This window comes from Caballeronia pedi, from assembly GCF_001544915.2.
Taxonomy (GTDB): Bacteria; Pseudomonadota; Gammaproteobacteria; order Burkholderiales; family Burkholderiaceae; genus Caballeronia; species Caballeronia pedi.
This window is the reverse complement of the sequence record NZ_FCOE02000003.1, coordinates 113,265-126,775: the sequence shown is the minus strand read 5'-3', so window position 1 is coordinate 126,775 and position 13,511 is coordinate 113,265. Positions and strand designations below refer to the sequence as shown.

The window sequence follows — 13,511 nt, the reverse complement described above, 5'->3', positions numbered from 1 at the left end:
GAGATGTAGCGTTGACTCGATCTTCGATACGCGACGGCGACGATCATGCAAAGCACGTTTGATCTGCCACCTGCGGCACACGCGGACTGGGAAAACGGCAGGACAGGGGCGAGGATGAACTTGGAGCCAGAGGACGAGCGTCTGGGGATCATCGATGTTCTGACCGTTTCCGCTGGGCAGATGGTCTCGGTAACCGCGTTCTTGGAAGCTGGCAACGAGGGGCTCACGTAAGTCGTTGCGGAAGCGAAGCGGCGCTCTGGTGCAGATGAGCATCACGTTACCTGACTAGATGGCCGAGTTCGTGCGCACAAAAGTCGCAACCGGTGACTACGCGTCTGAAGCGGCGGTCCGCGCACGTCCGGGAGCATTGCGCACGGACTGCTTGCAATTTGCCATCGTGGCGCGGTGGGGCTGGCTCCGTATTTTGGCTCTTTTGGTTATATTGACATAATATAAATTAGCGCATTTTGGGATCGTAACGGCTGCGTTGTAATGTCCGCTTTGTGCCCCCGTAAGCTGGCCGGTCGCGGGTTGCGCGGCGACGGAGGCTTCGATGGCGAACAACGGACTGATCACGATGAACATGCGGGAACTTGATCAATTCAAGGTCATTCAGGACATCGCAGACGGTCGGCTGAAGCCTGGGCGTGCGGCCGAACGGCTGGCGCTCACGACGCGGCAGATTCGGCGCCTGGTGGCGCGTTTTCGAGAGCACGGACCGACTGGCTTGATCTCACGACGGCGGGCCAGGCCCAGCAACAACCGGCTGGATGCAACAACGGCCAATCGGGCACTGGCGATCATTCGCGAGCGCTATGCCGATTTTCGTCCGACGCTGGCGTGCGAGAAGCTGCGCGAATGCCACGGCATCCGGCTGGCGAAGGAAACCGTGCGCCATCTGATGATCGACGCGAGTTTGTGGGTTCCGCGCCGGCAGCGTCCGCCCAAGGTTTATCAGCCGCGCGCGCGCCGTTCGTGCCGGGGCGAGTTGATCCAGATCGACGGCTGCGAGCATCGCTGGTTCGAGGCGCGCGCGTCGCAATGCACGCTGCTGGTGTACGTGGACGACGCCACCAGCCAGTTGATGATGCTGCACTTCACGGCGACCGAATCAACCTTCAGCTATTTCGAAGCCACGCATGCCTACGTCGAGCGCTACGGCAAGCCCGGCGCGTTCTACAGCGACAAGGCCACGGTATTTCGCAGCGCGACTGCGGGCAAGACGGGTCATAGCACCACGCAATTCGGTCGCGCGATGTTTGAGCTGAACATCGATACGTTCTGCGCCAATTCGAGCTCGGCCATGGGGCGTGTGGAGCGTGCACACCTGACCTTGCAGGACCGGTTGGTCAAGGAGTTGCGCCTGCGCGGCATCAGCACCGTCGAACAAGCCAACGCCTATGCGCCCAGCTTCATGGCCACTTACAACGCGCACTTTGCCAAGCCGCCACGCAGCGAATTTGACGCGCATCGGCCGCTTCCGAGGCCAGGGGCCAAAACGCATGAGCGCGTGCCTGGCACGAAGAAGCAGCGCGAGATTACGCAAGCCGATGTTGAACAAGTCATTGTACAAATGTCGTCGCACGCAACCGTGACATCGATATCCAAGCACGCAACCGATCGGGCCGCACAGGCCAGCGACGTCAACGCAGACGCCCTGCCCGATCACATGCGATCCTCGGACACTATACTCGCGCTCGCACGCGCGCATGGCGGCACGCTCGCGACCTTTGATCGCCGGCTCGTCGCCGACGCGGTGCCAGACGGGGCGCGCCACCTCGAATTGATCACCTAACGGCCGACGCGGCCCCCGAGGTGGCAAGCGCTTTTCTTCGTTTTCGATGTGACTGCAGAAAACCGATTTAGAGCACTCAAATTGATTAGGAATCCATCTGTATTTCGGAAAATTTCTGCGCGGCCATCCCGAGGTGAACGACCTCTGCGCGCTCGTGGACGCGTTCGCGTTCGGGTCCGGCGCAGGCGATCGCGCAGACCGGCAAGCGCGTGTCCGCGGACATCAAGGTCGTCACACGCTACGACGGCATGCGCGCGACGCTGCCGGCCGCCGCTAACCGCGGTCGATTTGCATCTCGATGACATGGCGCTGCGGGCGGTCGAGTTGTTGTTCGCACATCTCGGGAGCAAGGAAAGCGCGCGGTGGGTCGTGCCGGCCCTGCCGGAACTTGTGATGCGTGAATCGTCCGGCGTGCGGGCGCGAGGCTCGCCGAATAGCCGCACGCATCGCTGGGCGCGTCGTCACCGTCCGCATGCTGCTGCTTTGCACAAAAGTTGACTTTCTCACGCTAAGGACTAACCCCGATGCAAGAAAGTATCAGTTCGCGGTGTTATTTTAAGTGGTGAGATGACACCGAAAGGGCTACTTTTCAGTCATGGCAAGACGCGATGAAACGCGCTGCGCAAAAGCACAAAAAGCCGTGGAGACAACGTATGACAGCAAACCGGGAGACGACCGCGCACAACGACGATGCCCGTCGCGCCAAAGCGACCGAGCCCGATCTGGAACTGGTCGCCGTCCCGCGCGATGAGTCGTTCAAGGTATGGTCGCATGGCTATCCCTATCGCACCGTGCGCTGGCACTTTCATCCCGAGTACGAGATCCATCTCATCACCGCGACCACGGGCAAATACTTCGTCGGTGATCACATCGGCAATTTCGCGCCGGGCAATCTCGTGATGGTCGGATCGAACCTGCCGCACAACTGGGTCAGCAACGTTCCGGGCGGCGATCGCGTAGCCGAACGCTGCCTCGTGCTGCAATTCGATGCCGGATTCGTCTCACGCGCGACCGAGGCGTTTCCGGAGTTCAGGCGCATGGAGTCGCTGCTCGATTCATCGCGCTGGGGCCTGCTCTTCACACAGGAGACGGGCGCGGCCGCCGAACCGATCATGCGCGAGATGCTCGGCGCGCAGGGCATGCGGCGTATCGGGTTGCTGGCGGCGTTGCTCGAGTTGCTTGCCCAGAGCGAGGAACCGCGAAAGCTCGCGAGCGCCGCATATCGCGCCGACCCCGACCGTTACGGCGAGACCCGCATCAATCATGTGCTTTCGTTCATCGGGAAGAATCTCTCGCAGGAGTTGCGGGAGACCGAACTGGCGGAGCTCGCCGGACAAAGCGCAAGCGCCTTCTCGCGGTATTTCCGCCGCCATACGGGTGTGCCGTTCGTCCAGTACGTGAACCGGCTGCGTATCAACCTGGCCTGCCAGTTGCTGATGTCGGATGAGTTGAGCGTCACCGATATCTGCTATCAGGTCGGCTTCAATAACCTTTCGAATTTCAATCGCCAGTTCCTGTTGCTCAAGCAGATGTCGCCGACACGCTGGCGCACCTATCAACGGCTCAACGCCGCGAGCGCGGCTGATTCGATCGAACAGGTCGAGATGCCGGAAATCGCCGGCTAGTGTGCGGCGCAATGGCGGCGCCGGGCATCCGATAACAGACTTCTTGAAAAGGATACCTAACTTGTTCGAATGCGCATGCGGCAGGCCAACACGGTAGTACGACACTCAAATCCCAAGAACTCGGAGACATGCAATGAAAAAGCTCTCAACCCAACTGATCAGCGCGGGCGCGCTGAGTCTCGGCCTGTCGTGCAGCCTGCCGGCGCTGGCCGCGCCCAGCGGCACGGTCGCGTTCCTGATGCCCGATCAGGCGTCGACGCGCTATGAGCAGCACGACTTTCCCGGCTTCAAGGCCGAAATGGCGAAACTTTGTCCGGATTGCAAAGTGCTCTATCAGAACGCCAATGCGGCCGTCGCGACGCAGCAGCAGCAGTTCAATTCCGTGATTGCGCAAGGCGCGAAGGTGATCGTCCTCGATCCGGTGGATTCCACGGCCGCCGCGTCGCTCGTGCATATGGCGCAGAGTCAGGGGATCAAGGTCATCGCCTATGACCGGCCGGTGCCGTCGACGCCCGCGGACTATTACGTTTCCTTCGATAACGAAGGCATCGGCAAGGCAATCGCGACCTCGCTCGTCGATCATCTCAAGGCGACGGGCGTTGCGACCAGCAAGGGCGGCGTGCTCGAAGTCAACGGCTCGCCCACGGATGCGGCGGCGGGTCTCATCAAGAAGGGCATTCACACCGGTCTGCAAAGCGGCGGCTACAAGACCCTCGCGGAATACGACACGCCGGAATGGGCGCCGCCCAAGGCCCAGCAATGGGTCAGCGGGCAGATCACGCGCTTCAGCTCGCAGATCGTCGGCGTGGTGGCGGCCAACGACGGCACCGCCGGCGGCACCATCGCGGCCTTCAAGGCGGCAGGCGTCAATCCCGTGCCGCCCGTGACCGGCAACGACGCGACCATCGCCGGCCTGCAACTCATCATCTCGGGCGACCAGTACAACACCATCCTCAAGCCGAGCGAGATCGTCGCGGCGGCGGCGGCGAAGGCGGCGGTCGGCTTTCTCTCGGGACAGGCGCCGAAGGGCGAAACCTCGCTCTTCAACACGCCGACGCAGTTGTTCAAGCCCTCGGTCATCACCGCGCAGAACCTGAAGGCCGAAGTGGTGGACAAGGGCTTCGCGAACGCGAAGGAGCTTTGCACGGACCGTTATGCGGACGGCTGCAAGAAGCTCGGCATCACGCACTGACCGGGACTGATCGCGACGGACCCCGGCTGCCTGCGGGTTCCGCCGCACCGAAGAGGAACATCATGAATGCAAACCCCACTCCACACGCCGGGCGCGGCGAGCTGGTGCTGAGCCTGCGCGGCGTCTCGAAGCATTTCGGCGCGGTGTCGGCGCTCACGGACATCGAGCTAGATGTCCACGCCGGCGAAGTCGTCGCGCTGGTTGGCGACAACGGCGCGGGCAAATCGACGCTCGTCAAGATCCTCGCCGGCGTGCATCAGCCGAGCGCAGGCACGATCACCTTCGGCGGCAAGGAAGTCACGCTGTCGGATCCGGGCACGGCGCTCGACCTGGGTATCGCGACGGTTTTTCAGGACCTCGCCTTGTGCGAGAACCTGGATGTCGTCGCCAACATCTATCTCGGACGCGAGCTCGCTCCCATGCGTCTCGACGAAGTGTCGATGGAAGTGCGCGCCTGGACGCTGCTGAACGAACTGTCGGCGCGCATTCCGAGCGTGCGTGACGTCGTCGCCTCGCTCTCGGGCGGACAGCGCCAGACGGTCGCGATCGCGCGTTCGCTGCTGCTCGACCCGAAGCTCATCATGCTGGACGAACCGACGGCTGCGCTCGGCGTCGCGCAGACGGCCGAAGTGCTGAACCTGATCGAGCGCGTCCGCGATCGCGGCCACGCGGTCATCATGATCAGCCACAACATGGAGGACGTGCGCGCGGTCGCGGATCGCATCGTGGTGCTGCGGCTCGGCCGCAACAACGGCATCTTCTATCCCGATTCGTCGAACGCGGAGCTGGTGGCCGCGATCACCGGCGCGACCGAGAACGCCGTCTCGCGCCGCGCGGGACGCCGTCAGGCTCAACAGGACGCATGAAACAGGACATCGGGTAAAGGATCGATCATGAGCAAGCACACTCCGGGCAGCGCGCCGCCCGACACGCAAAGCGCGCCCCAGCCTTCCACCCTGCTCGACCGCAGCGACGTCCGCGTCAAGCACGCGAGCGGCGTCGGTGAAAGCGTCTCCGCGTTCTTCGACCGTGTGCGTTCCGGCGATCTCGGATCGCTGCCGGTCATCGCGGGTCTCATCATCATCTGGACCGTGTTCACGAGTCTGAATCCGGTCTTTCTGTCCGCCAACAATCTTGTGAACCTGTTGTTCGATTGTTCGACGGTCGGCGTCATTTCGCTCGGCATCGTCTGCGTGCTGCTGGTCGGCGAGATCGACCTGTCGGTTGGCTCGATGAGTGGCTTCGCCTCCGCGCTCGTCGGCACGCTGTGGGTCAATGAAGGCTGGCCGGTGCTGCTCGCGTGCGTTGCGGCAATCGTGGTGGGCGGCGCGATCGGCGCGCTGTACGCGTTGCTGCTCAACCGGCTCGGCATGCCGAGCTTCGTCTCGACGCTCGCGGGACTGCTCGCGATTCTCGGGATGCAACTCTATGTGCTGGGCGCGAGCGGCTCCATCAACCTGCCGTATTCCACGACGATGGTGGACTTCGGGCAATTGATGATCATCCCCGCGCTTGTCTCGCATGTGCTGGCGCTGCTGCCCGGCGTGGCGATCCTCGTGCTCGGTCTGCGCACACGCGCGCGCCGTCAGGCCGCGCGGCTCTCCGCGCCGTCGATGGGCGGCCTGCTGGCGCGGGCCGTCGCGATCACCGTGTTTCTGGAGATCGTCGTCGCCTATCTCAACACGGGGCGCGGCGTGCCGCTGATGTTCGGCGTCTTCCTCGGCCTCACCGTGCTCATGGACTACGCGCTGACACGCACGCGCTGGGGCCGCTCGATGAACGCGGTCGGCGGCAACCGCGAGGCCGCACGGCGCGCGGGCATCAAGGTCGCGAGCATTTATACGAGCGCGTTCGTGCTGTGCGCAAGTTTCGCCGCGCTCGGCGGCATTCTCACCGCTGCCCGCCTCGCATCCGCGAGCCAGCAGGCCGGCACAGGCGACGTCAACCTGAACGCCATCGCGGCGGCGGTGATCGGCGGGACGAGCCTGTTCGGCGGCCGCGGCAGCGCATATTCGGCGGTGCTCGGCATCATCGTGATCCAGTCGATCGCAAGCGGCCTCACGCTGCTCAATCTTTCATCTTCGTTGCGCTTCATGATCACCGGCGCGGTGCTGGCCATCGCGGTGATCGTCGATTCGCTCGCCCGGCAGTCGCGCGTGTCGCATGGCCGCGCATGAGCCGAGTCAAACAGGAGAATCGTCAATGTCAGTATCCATCGCGGGAAAAGTGGCCGCCATCACCGGCGCGGCGTCGGGCATCGGCCTGGAGTGCGCGCGCGTCCTGATCGAGGAAGGCGCGAAGGTCGTGCTGATCGATCGCGCGCAGGACCGGCTCGCGGCCTGCTGCGCGGAACTGGGCGCGAACGCGCTGCCCTTGTCCGTGGATTTGCTCAAGCCGTCCGAAGTCTCGGCGATGCTGCCGAAAATTCTCGATCTCGCCGGTGGCCTCGACATCTTTCACGCCAACGCGGGCGCGTATATCGGCGGCGAAATCGTGGACGGCAATCCGGACGAATGGGATCGCATGCTGAACCTGAACATCAACGCGGCGTTCCGCTCGGTGCACGCCGTACTGCCGCATATGGTTGCGCAGAAATCGGGCGATATCGTGTTCACCAGTTCGATCGCGGGCATCGTGCCGGTCGTGTGGGAGCCGATCTACACCGCATCCAAATTCGCCGTGCAGGCGTTCGTGCACACCATGCGGCGTCAGGTCGCGAAACATGGCGTGCGCGTGGGCGCCGTCGCGCCCGGCCCGGTCGTCACCGCCCTGCTCGACGACTGGCCGAAAGCCAAGATGGAGGAAGCGCTCGCCTCCGGCAGTCTGATGCAGCCGCGAGAGGTCGCCGAAGCGGTGCTCTTCATGCTGACGCGTCCGCGTAACGTGACCATTCGCGATCTCGTGATCCTGCCCAACAGCGTCGATCTGTGACCACCCATCGGGCGGGCGACGGCGCCTTTCCGTCATGACCCAACTCCAACCACGGACAGAGAGATGAACGCAAGCAACCCGAGCGCCGGCGCACGCCATGTCATTGGTGTCGACGTGGGCACCGGCAGCGCCCGCGCCGGAATTTTCGATGCCGCCGGCAATATGTCCGCCTCGGCGAAAAAGGACATTACGCTGTTCCATGAGAGCGGCGCCATCGTCGAGCAATCGAGCGGGGAAATCTGGAGCGCCGTCTGCCATGCCGTGAAGGAAGCGCTCGCGCAGGCGGCGATTGCGCCCGAGTCCGTCGCCGGCATCAGCTTCGACGCAACCTGTTCGCTCGTCGTGCTGGGCGATGGCGGCATACCGCTGCCCGTGGGACCGTCGGAGCAGGCCGAGCGTGATATCGTGGTCTGGATGGATCATCGCGCGCTCGAGCAGGCGGCGCGCATCAACGCGACCGGCCACGCGGTGCTGAAGTTCGTCGGCGGCAGAATCTCGCCGGAAATGGAGACGCCGAAGCTCTTGTGGCTTCTGGAAAACCGGCCGCGAACCTTTAACGCCGCGTGGCAATTCTTCGATCTCACCGACTTCCTGACATGGCGCGCGACCGGCGATCTGTCGAGGTCGGTCTGCACCGTGACCTGCAAGTGGACCTATCTCGCGCATGAGCGGCGCTGGGACGACAGCTATTTTCGGACCATCGGACTCGGCGCGCTGGCGGACGAGGACTTCGCGCGCATCGGTCAACAGGTGGTCGAACCGGGCACCCGACTCGGCAACGGCCTCACCGAACGTGCCGCCGCGGAACTCGGCCTGATCGCCGGAACGCCGGTCGGCGCGGGTGTGATCGATGCCCATGCAGGCGGTATCGGCACCGTGGGCGCGCAAGGGAATCCAGAGTCCTGCCTGGCCTATGTATTCGGCACCTCGTCATGCACGATGACGACGACCGCGGAGCCGGTCTTCGTGCCCGGCGTCTGGGGCCCCTACTTCTCGGCGATGGTGCCGCAGGCATGGCTCAACGAAGGCGGTCAGTCGGTCGCCGGCGCTGCGATCGAGCGCCTGCTCGCGATGCATCCCGCCGCCGCCGATGTCGGGAGGCGCGCGCAAGAACGCGCCGAATCGCTCCCGGGCATGCTGGCCGGGCTCGCGGCCCAGGCGTCCGGAAGCCTGTCCGACGCGGTCAAGCTCGCGGACGGCCTGCACATCGTCCCTGAGTTCCTCGGCAACCGTGCGCCTTTCGCCGATCCGCACGCGCGCGCGGTCATCGCCGGCCTCGGTATGGAAACCGGCCTCGACAGTCTGGTCGCGCTGTATGTCGCCGGCGTGTGCAGTATCGGTTACGGCCTGCGTCAGATCATCGAAGCGCAGGCTCAGGCCGGCGCGCCGATCGAGCGGGTGATGATCAGCGGCGGCGCGGGCCGGCTCGATCTGGTCCGGCAACTGCTCGCCGATGCGACCGGCAAGCCGGTGCTGGCCACCCAGGCCGAGGAGCCCGTGCTGCTCGGTGCTGCGATGCTCGGCGCCGTGGCGGGTGGCCTGTTCGACGACGTTCGCTCGGCGATGAGCGGCATGGCGCGCGTCAAGGAGACTTACACGCCGGCAACCGGCGACCTCGCGCAATTGCACGATACGCGATATCGCGCATTCATCCGCTTGCAGGGTTGCGCGCGGGAGATTCGCGAGGGTTAGTGCTGGCGTGGCGTGGTTGGTGGATCGAAGAGCCGCGGACACAACGATCGAGTCAAGTTCTCGTTTTTGCCGCGCACGAAATGCAGCCCGAGCCGTGCTGCGATGGAGAGCATCGCAAGACTGATCGTCACGACGAGCATCAGCAGGTCGCTTTCCGACTGACGCATCTGCGCGATCAGCATCCGAATCGGACCATGCGCTCGAGGCTGACATCGCATTAGTATCAATTCGCGCGCCTGCGCTGTCCCTGGCTCCTTTAGAACACAGCGTTCGTGCGAGTGGAAAGCGTTCCGCCGCTTAGTCCGCCGGCCCCGACAGCGGCCTGGTCGCCATCGCGCGCGTCAGGCCATGAGCCGGACGGCGCACGGCCACATCGAACGGATTAATTTGCGGTCCGAGCGCCTGCGCCTGGCGCTTCAGCAGTTCCACCACCATCGGCAGGCGGTCTTCGCCCAGGCGTGTCGACAGCGTGCCGACGCTCAACGCGCCGACTGCAAGCCCCGACCGATCGAGGATCGGCACCGCGACGCCCGCCATGCCATCGATCAGCCCGCTGTTGCGCCCCGCGTAGCCTTGCGCGCGCACGCGCTCGATCTCGGTGCGCAGGTAGACCTCGTCGAACACGCCATAGTTATGCAGCCGCGGCACGTTGAAGCGGATGATCTCCTCGCGCTCTTCCTCGGGTTGAAACGCGAGAATCGCGAGGCTGCCCTGCCCGACGCCCAGCGCCACGCGGCCGCCCACATCGCCGGTGAAGGAGCGGATCGGGAACGGGCCTTCGCACATGTCGAGACACACCGCATCGAAGCTGCTCTTCACGAGCAGGAAGATGGTGTCGCCGAGACTTGCGCATAGCCGCAGCAACGCGGGCCGGCACAGCGTGCGCATGCGGCTCGGGTTGCCCGCCTGCGCCGCCAGCGAAAAGAAATCCACGCTCAGCCGATAGCGCTTGCTCCCTTCGTCCTGTTCGACGACGCCTTCCGCGATCAGCGCATGCAGGATGCGATGCACGGTGGCCTGCGTCAGTCCCACCGCCTTCGCAAGCGCGGTGACACGGCTGCCTTCGGCCTGGTCCTCGCCGAGCGCTCGAATCACGGCGAACGCACGCTGGAGCATGCCGACTCCCGGCGCGTCCGGCGCCTGTGTTCCGTTTCCTTCGTAAGAAGCCTTCATCGTCGCCCCGTGTATTCCATTCAACGGAATGTCCGCGCCCTGCATCTCTCCGCTCCTATTCGACCCGATTCAGCCGCATTGCGCAATCTAAGGGATAACCCAAATCACGCTCATTGAAATAATTTCTATGTCGAAGCGCTATAAATTCCGTTGTTCGAAATCTATGAGCAGGTTTCACTCATTCAATGGAATTTCAAATTGACGCACCGAAATATGGCTAGCTAGAGTGGGTTCATCGGAATCAGTCGCACACAGGCGGCGCGCGACGCGCCGAAGGGGCAGGCCATGTCGTTCCTCACATTGACCGATCTGTCGAAGTCGTTCGGCGATCTGCACGCCGTCGCCGACGTCAATCTGTCGGTCGAGAAAGGCGAATTCGTCTCGCTGCTCGGCCCTTCGGGCTGCGGCAAGACCACGACCTTGCAGATGATCGCGGGCTTCATCGAAGCGACGCGCGGGCGCATCATGCTCGACGGCCGCGACATCACGCACATGCGCCCGAACCGGCGCGGTCTCGGCATCGTGTTTCAGAGCTATGCGCTCTTTCCGCACATGAGCGTCGAGCAGAACGTGAGCTTCGGGCTGGAGATGCGCGGCGTCGACAAGAGCGAGCGCCGCGAGCGCGTGCGCGACGCGCTGTCGCTCGTGCGGCTCGACAAGTTCGCGCATCGCTTTCCGCGCGAGTTGTCCGGCGGGCAGCGTCAGCGCGTGGCGCTCGCGCGCGCGATCGTCATCGCGCCGCCCGTGCTGCTGCTCGACGAGCCGATGTCCAACCTCGACGCGAAGTTGCGCGAGGACATGCAGTTCGAATTGCGCGGCATTCAACGCAAGATCGGCACGACGACGATCATGGTCACGCACGATCAGTCCGAAGCGCTGTCGATCAGCGATCGCGTCGTCGTGATGGAAGCGGGCCGCATCACGCAGGTCGATACGCCCTATCGCGCGTACGAGCGTCCCGAGACGAGCTTCGTGTCGCAGTTCATCGGCAAGGCCAACATGCTGCGCGGCACGATCGTCGCGCGCGACGGCGACGCCATTCGCATCGATCTCGGCCACGATCTCGCGGAGACCGGCTCGACCACGCAGCTTCCGGAACGCGAGCGCGCGATCGGCGTCGGCGATGCGGTCACCGTGTGCATCCGCCCGGAAAAACTGAGGCTCGGCGCGGCCGGCAGCGGACGTCTGCCGGGCCGCGTGACGAGCCGCTTCTTTCTCGGCAGCCAGTGGCTTTACCGGCTCGACAGTCGCGCAGGCGAAATGCTCGTGTGCTGCCAGAATCACGGCGACGAGCCGCTCGAAGAAGGCGCGCAAGTGGGCATCGACTGGAACACAGAGTCGATCCGCTTCATCCAGCAGGAGGCCGCCCGTGGATAGCACGCTGCGTTCTTCCGAACCCGCGTCGGCGGCGCAATCGAATAGCGCCCGGCGCGCGCCGTGGCATGCGTATCTGCCGCTCTGGATGATGAGCGCGCCCGCGCTGCTGCTTTTTGCGGTGCTCGTGATCGTGCCGCTCGCGATGACGCTCGCGCTCACGTTCTATCGATTCGATCCCGCGATCGGCCCCGTCGCCGCGTTCGATCTGCATAACTACGCCGAAGTGCTCGGCTCGTCGTACTTCCACACGATCTTCGCGCGCACGTTCGGCATCGCCGCGCTGGTGACCTTGCTGTGTGTCGTGATCGGCACGCCCGAGGCGTACATCCTGTCGCGCATGGGCGATCCCTGGCGCTCCATCTTCCTGCTGGTGATTCTCGCGCCGCTGCTGGTTTCGGTCGTCGTGCGCGCGTTCGGCTGGAGCATGCTGCTCAACGTGAACGGGCTCGTGAATCAGTTGCTCGGGGCGTTCGGCTTCGGTCCGTACAAGCTGCTCTATACGACGTTTGCGATCGTTATCGCGTTGGTGCACGTGATGCTGCCGTTCATGGTGATCCCGGTGTGGACCGCGCTGCAACGTATCGATCCGCAGACCGAAAACGCCGCGCTCTCACTGATGGCCTCCCCCGCCGTCACGCTCCGGCGCATCGTATTGCCGCAACTCGTGCCGGGGATTCTGTCGGGCAGTCTGATGGTGTTTGGACTGTCCGCGAGCGCCTTCGCGATTCCGGGCCTGCTCGGCGGACGCCGTCTGAAGGTCGCGGCCACTACCGTCTACGACCAGTTCCTCAGTTCGATGAACTGGCCGCTCGGCGCGACCATCGCGGTGCTTTTGCTCATCGCCAATCTGGTGGTGATGCTCACTTACTATCGCGTGCTCGAGCGGCGCTATACGCGCAGCATGGGCTGAACGAGGCGATCCATCATGCGCAAAAACGGTCCCGTCGCGCTGGCGTTCCACATGATCGTGATCCTTTTCGTGCTGGCGCCGCTCGTCATCGTCATGCTGGTCGCGTTCACGCCCGAAGAAACGCTGACGCTGCCCACGCACGGCCTCTCGCTGCGCTGGTTCCGCGCGATTCTCGATTATCCCGACTTCATCTCGGCGTTCTTCAACAGCGTGAAGCTCGCGTTCGCCTCGGCGACGCTGTCGCTCGTGGTCGCCTTGCCCGCCGGACTCGCGATCGGCCGCGCGCGCTTTCCGGGGCGCGGCTTCCTCAACGGGCTGCTGCTCTCGCCGCTCGTGATTCCAGGCCTCGTACTCGGCATCGCGATGCTGCGCTTCTTCGCGCTGATCGGCGCGACCGGCTCGTTCGCGTGGCTGATCCTCGCACACATGGTCATCATCACGCCGTTCGTGATGCGGCTCGTGCTCGCGTCGGTGAGCGGCATGGACCGCAGCATCGAGCACGCCGCGTCGTCGCTCGGCGCGAGTTCGTGGACCACTTTCCGCCGCGTCACGCTGCCGATGATCCTGCCCGGCATCACCGGCGGCTGGCTACTCGCGTTCATCAACAGCTTCGACGAGCTGACGATGTCGGTCTTCGTCACGTCGCCGCAAACGGTGACGCTGCCGGTGCGCATGTACATGTACGCGACCGAATCGATCGATCCGATGATGGCGTCGGTCTCGGCGCTCGTCATCTTCATCACCGCGGGCGCGATGCTGATTCTCGACCGCGTGTACGGGCTCAACCGCATTCTGATCGGCCAGCACTGAACCCAC

The 13,511-nt window shown here is 64.1% G+C and carries 14 protein-coding genes; 12 read left to right on the top strand and 2 right to left on the bottom strand.

Annotated elements, in window-relative coordinates; all coding sequences use genetic code 11:
* The first annotated feature begins 45 nt into the window (after positions 1-45).
* The 9 genes from AWB80_RS05585 to AWB80_RS05545 all read left to right on the top strand — a co-directional run bounded on the left by AWB80_RS05585 (position 46) and on the right by AWB80_RS05545 (position 9,235).
* A complete protein-coding gene (locus AWB80_RS05585; RefSeq protein WP_061173668.1) occupies positions 46-231 on the top strand; it encodes a hypothetical protein in 186 nt (61 codons plus the stop codon).
* Between the two features lie 322 nt (positions 232-553).
* The gene (locus AWB80_RS05580) at positions 554-1,795 is read left to right on the top strand and encodes an ISNCY family transposase (protein ID WP_167390429.1); all 1,242 of its coding nucleotides are present in this window, start codon (positions 554-556) and stop codon (positions 1,793-1,795) included.
* 48 nt (positions 1,796-1,843) lie between these two features.
* The gene (locus AWB80_RS45745; protein ID WP_482764096.1) at positions 1,844-2,293 is read left to right on the top strand and encodes a substrate-binding domain-containing protein; all 450 of its coding nucleotides are present in this window, start codon (positions 1,844-1,846) and stop codon (positions 2,291-2,293) included.
* Between the two features lie 155 nt (positions 2,294-2,448).
* Entirely contained in the window at positions 2,449-3,420 is a 972-nt protein-coding gene (locus AWB80_RS05570) for an AraC family transcriptional regulator (RefSeq protein WP_061173923.1), read from the top strand.
* Between the two features lie 133 nt (positions 3,421-3,553).
* Positions 3,554-4,612 (top strand): ABC transporter substrate-binding protein, encoded by a 1,059-nt coding sequence (locus tag AWB80_RS05565; RefSeq protein ID WP_061173666.1) that lies wholly within the window; start codon positions 3,554-3,556, stop codon positions 4,610-4,612.
* Positions 4,613-4,674: 62 nt separating this feature from the next.
* A complete protein-coding gene (locus tag AWB80_RS05560) occupies positions 4,675-5,478 on the top strand; it encodes an ATP-binding cassette domain-containing protein (protein ID WP_061173665.1) in 804 nt (267 codons plus the stop codon).
* A 27-nt stretch (positions 5,479-5,505) separates the two neighbouring features.
* Entirely contained in the window at positions 5,506-6,789 is a 1,284-nt protein-coding gene (locus AWB80_RS05555) for a sugar ABC transporter permease (protein WP_061173664.1), read from the top strand.
* A gap of 25 nt (positions 6,790-6,814) precedes the next feature.
* Complete coding sequence (locus tag AWB80_RS05550) at positions 6,815-7,543, top strand: SDR family oxidoreductase (protein ID WP_061173663.1); 729 nt, start codon at positions 6,815-6,817, stop codon at positions 7,541-7,543.
* Positions 7,544-7,606: 63 nt separating this feature from the next.
* Positions 7,607-9,235: an FGGY-family carbohydrate kinase gene (locus AWB80_RS05545; protein ID WP_061173662.1), complete on the top strand. Its 1,629-nt coding sequence runs from the start codon at positions 7,607-7,609 to the stop codon at positions 9,233-9,235.
* Here the strand turns inward: AWB80_RS05545 and AWB80_RS05540 are convergent.
* Together AWB80_RS05540 and AWB80_RS05535 are read right to left on the bottom strand one after the other, a co-directional pair.
* Entirely contained in the window at positions 9,232-9,417 is a 186-nt protein-coding gene (locus tag AWB80_RS05540) for a hypothetical protein (RefSeq protein WP_061173661.1), read from the bottom strand. The genes AWB80_RS05545 and AWB80_RS05540 overlap by 4 nt on opposite strands.
* Positions 9,418-9,532: 115 nt before the next feature.
* Positions 9,533-10,408 carry an IclR family transcriptional regulator gene (locus AWB80_RS05535; RefSeq protein WP_061173922.1) on the bottom strand — a complete coding sequence of 292 codons (876 nt, stop codon included), beginning with the start codon at positions 10,406-10,408 and terminating at the stop codon, positions 9,533-9,535.
* A 285-nt stretch (positions 10,409-10,693) separates the two neighbouring features.
* Here AWB80_RS05535 and AWB80_RS05530 point away from each other — a divergent pair, with 285 nt between their 5' ends.
* Genes AWB80_RS05530 through AWB80_RS05520 form a run of 3 tightly spaced genes read left to right on the top strand, consistent with a single transcriptional unit; the run spans position 10,694 to position 13,505 of the window.
* Entirely contained in the window at positions 10,694-11,785 is a 1,092-nt protein-coding gene (locus tag AWB80_RS05530) for an ABC transporter ATP-binding protein (protein WP_061173660.1), read from the top strand.
* Positions 11,778-12,695: an ABC transporter permease gene (locus AWB80_RS05525; RefSeq protein WP_061173659.1), complete on the top strand. Its 918-nt coding sequence runs from the start codon at positions 11,778-11,780 to the stop codon at positions 12,693-12,695. Before AWB80_RS05530 ends, AWB80_RS05525 begins: the two co-directional genes overlap by 8 nt.
* 15 nt (positions 12,696-12,710) lie before the next feature.
* Entirely contained in the window at positions 12,711-13,505 is a 795-nt protein-coding gene (locus tag AWB80_RS05520; protein ID WP_061173658.1) for an ABC transporter permease, read from the top strand.
* Positions 13,506-13,511: the final 6 nt, after the last annotated feature.

Coding starts and splice junctions, on each gene's coding strand:
- AWB80_RS05550 (WP_061173663.1), top strand. CDS start 6,815: ATGTCAGTATCCATCGCGGGAAAAGTGGCCGCCATCACCGGCGCGGCG.
- AWB80_RS05570 (WP_061173923.1), top strand. CDS start 2,449: ATGACAGCAAACCGGGAGACGACCGCGCACAACGACGATGCCCGTCGC.
- AWB80_RS05555 (WP_061173664.1), top strand. CDS start 5,506: ATGAGCAAGCACACTCCGGGCAGCGCGCCGCCCGACACGCAAAGCGCG.
- AWB80_RS05530 (WP_061173660.1), top strand. CDS start 10,694: ATGTCGTTCCTCACATTGACCGATCTGTCGAAGTCGTTCGGCGATCTG.
- AWB80_RS05560 (WP_061173665.1), top strand. CDS start 4,675: ATGAATGCAAACCCCACTCCACACGCCGGGCGCGGCGAGCTGGTGCTG.
- AWB80_RS05545 (WP_061173662.1), top strand. CDS start 7,607: ATGAACGCAAGCAACCCGAGCGCCGGCGCACGCCATGTCATTGGTGTC.
- AWB80_RS05540 (WP_061173661.1), bottom strand. CDS start 9,417: ATGCTGATCGCGCAGATGCGTCAGTCGGAAAGCGACCTGCTGATGCTC.
- AWB80_RS05535 (WP_061173922.1), bottom strand. CDS start 10,408: ATGAAGGCTTCTTACGAAGGAAACGGAACACAGGCGCCGGACGCGCCG.
- AWB80_RS05565 (WP_061173666.1), top strand. CDS start 3,554: ATGAAAAAGCTCTCAACCCAACTGATCAGCGCGGGCGCGCTGAGTCTC.
- AWB80_RS05520 (WP_061173658.1), top strand. CDS start 12,711: ATGCGCAAAAACGGTCCCGTCGCGCTGGCGTTCCACATGATCGTGATC.
- AWB80_RS05580 (WP_167390429.1), top strand. CDS start 554: ATGGCGAACAACGGACTGATCACGATGAACATGCGGGAACTTGATCAA.
- AWB80_RS05585 (WP_061173668.1), top strand. CDS start 46: ATGCAAAGCACGTTTGATCTGCCACCTGCGGCACACGCGGACTGGGAA.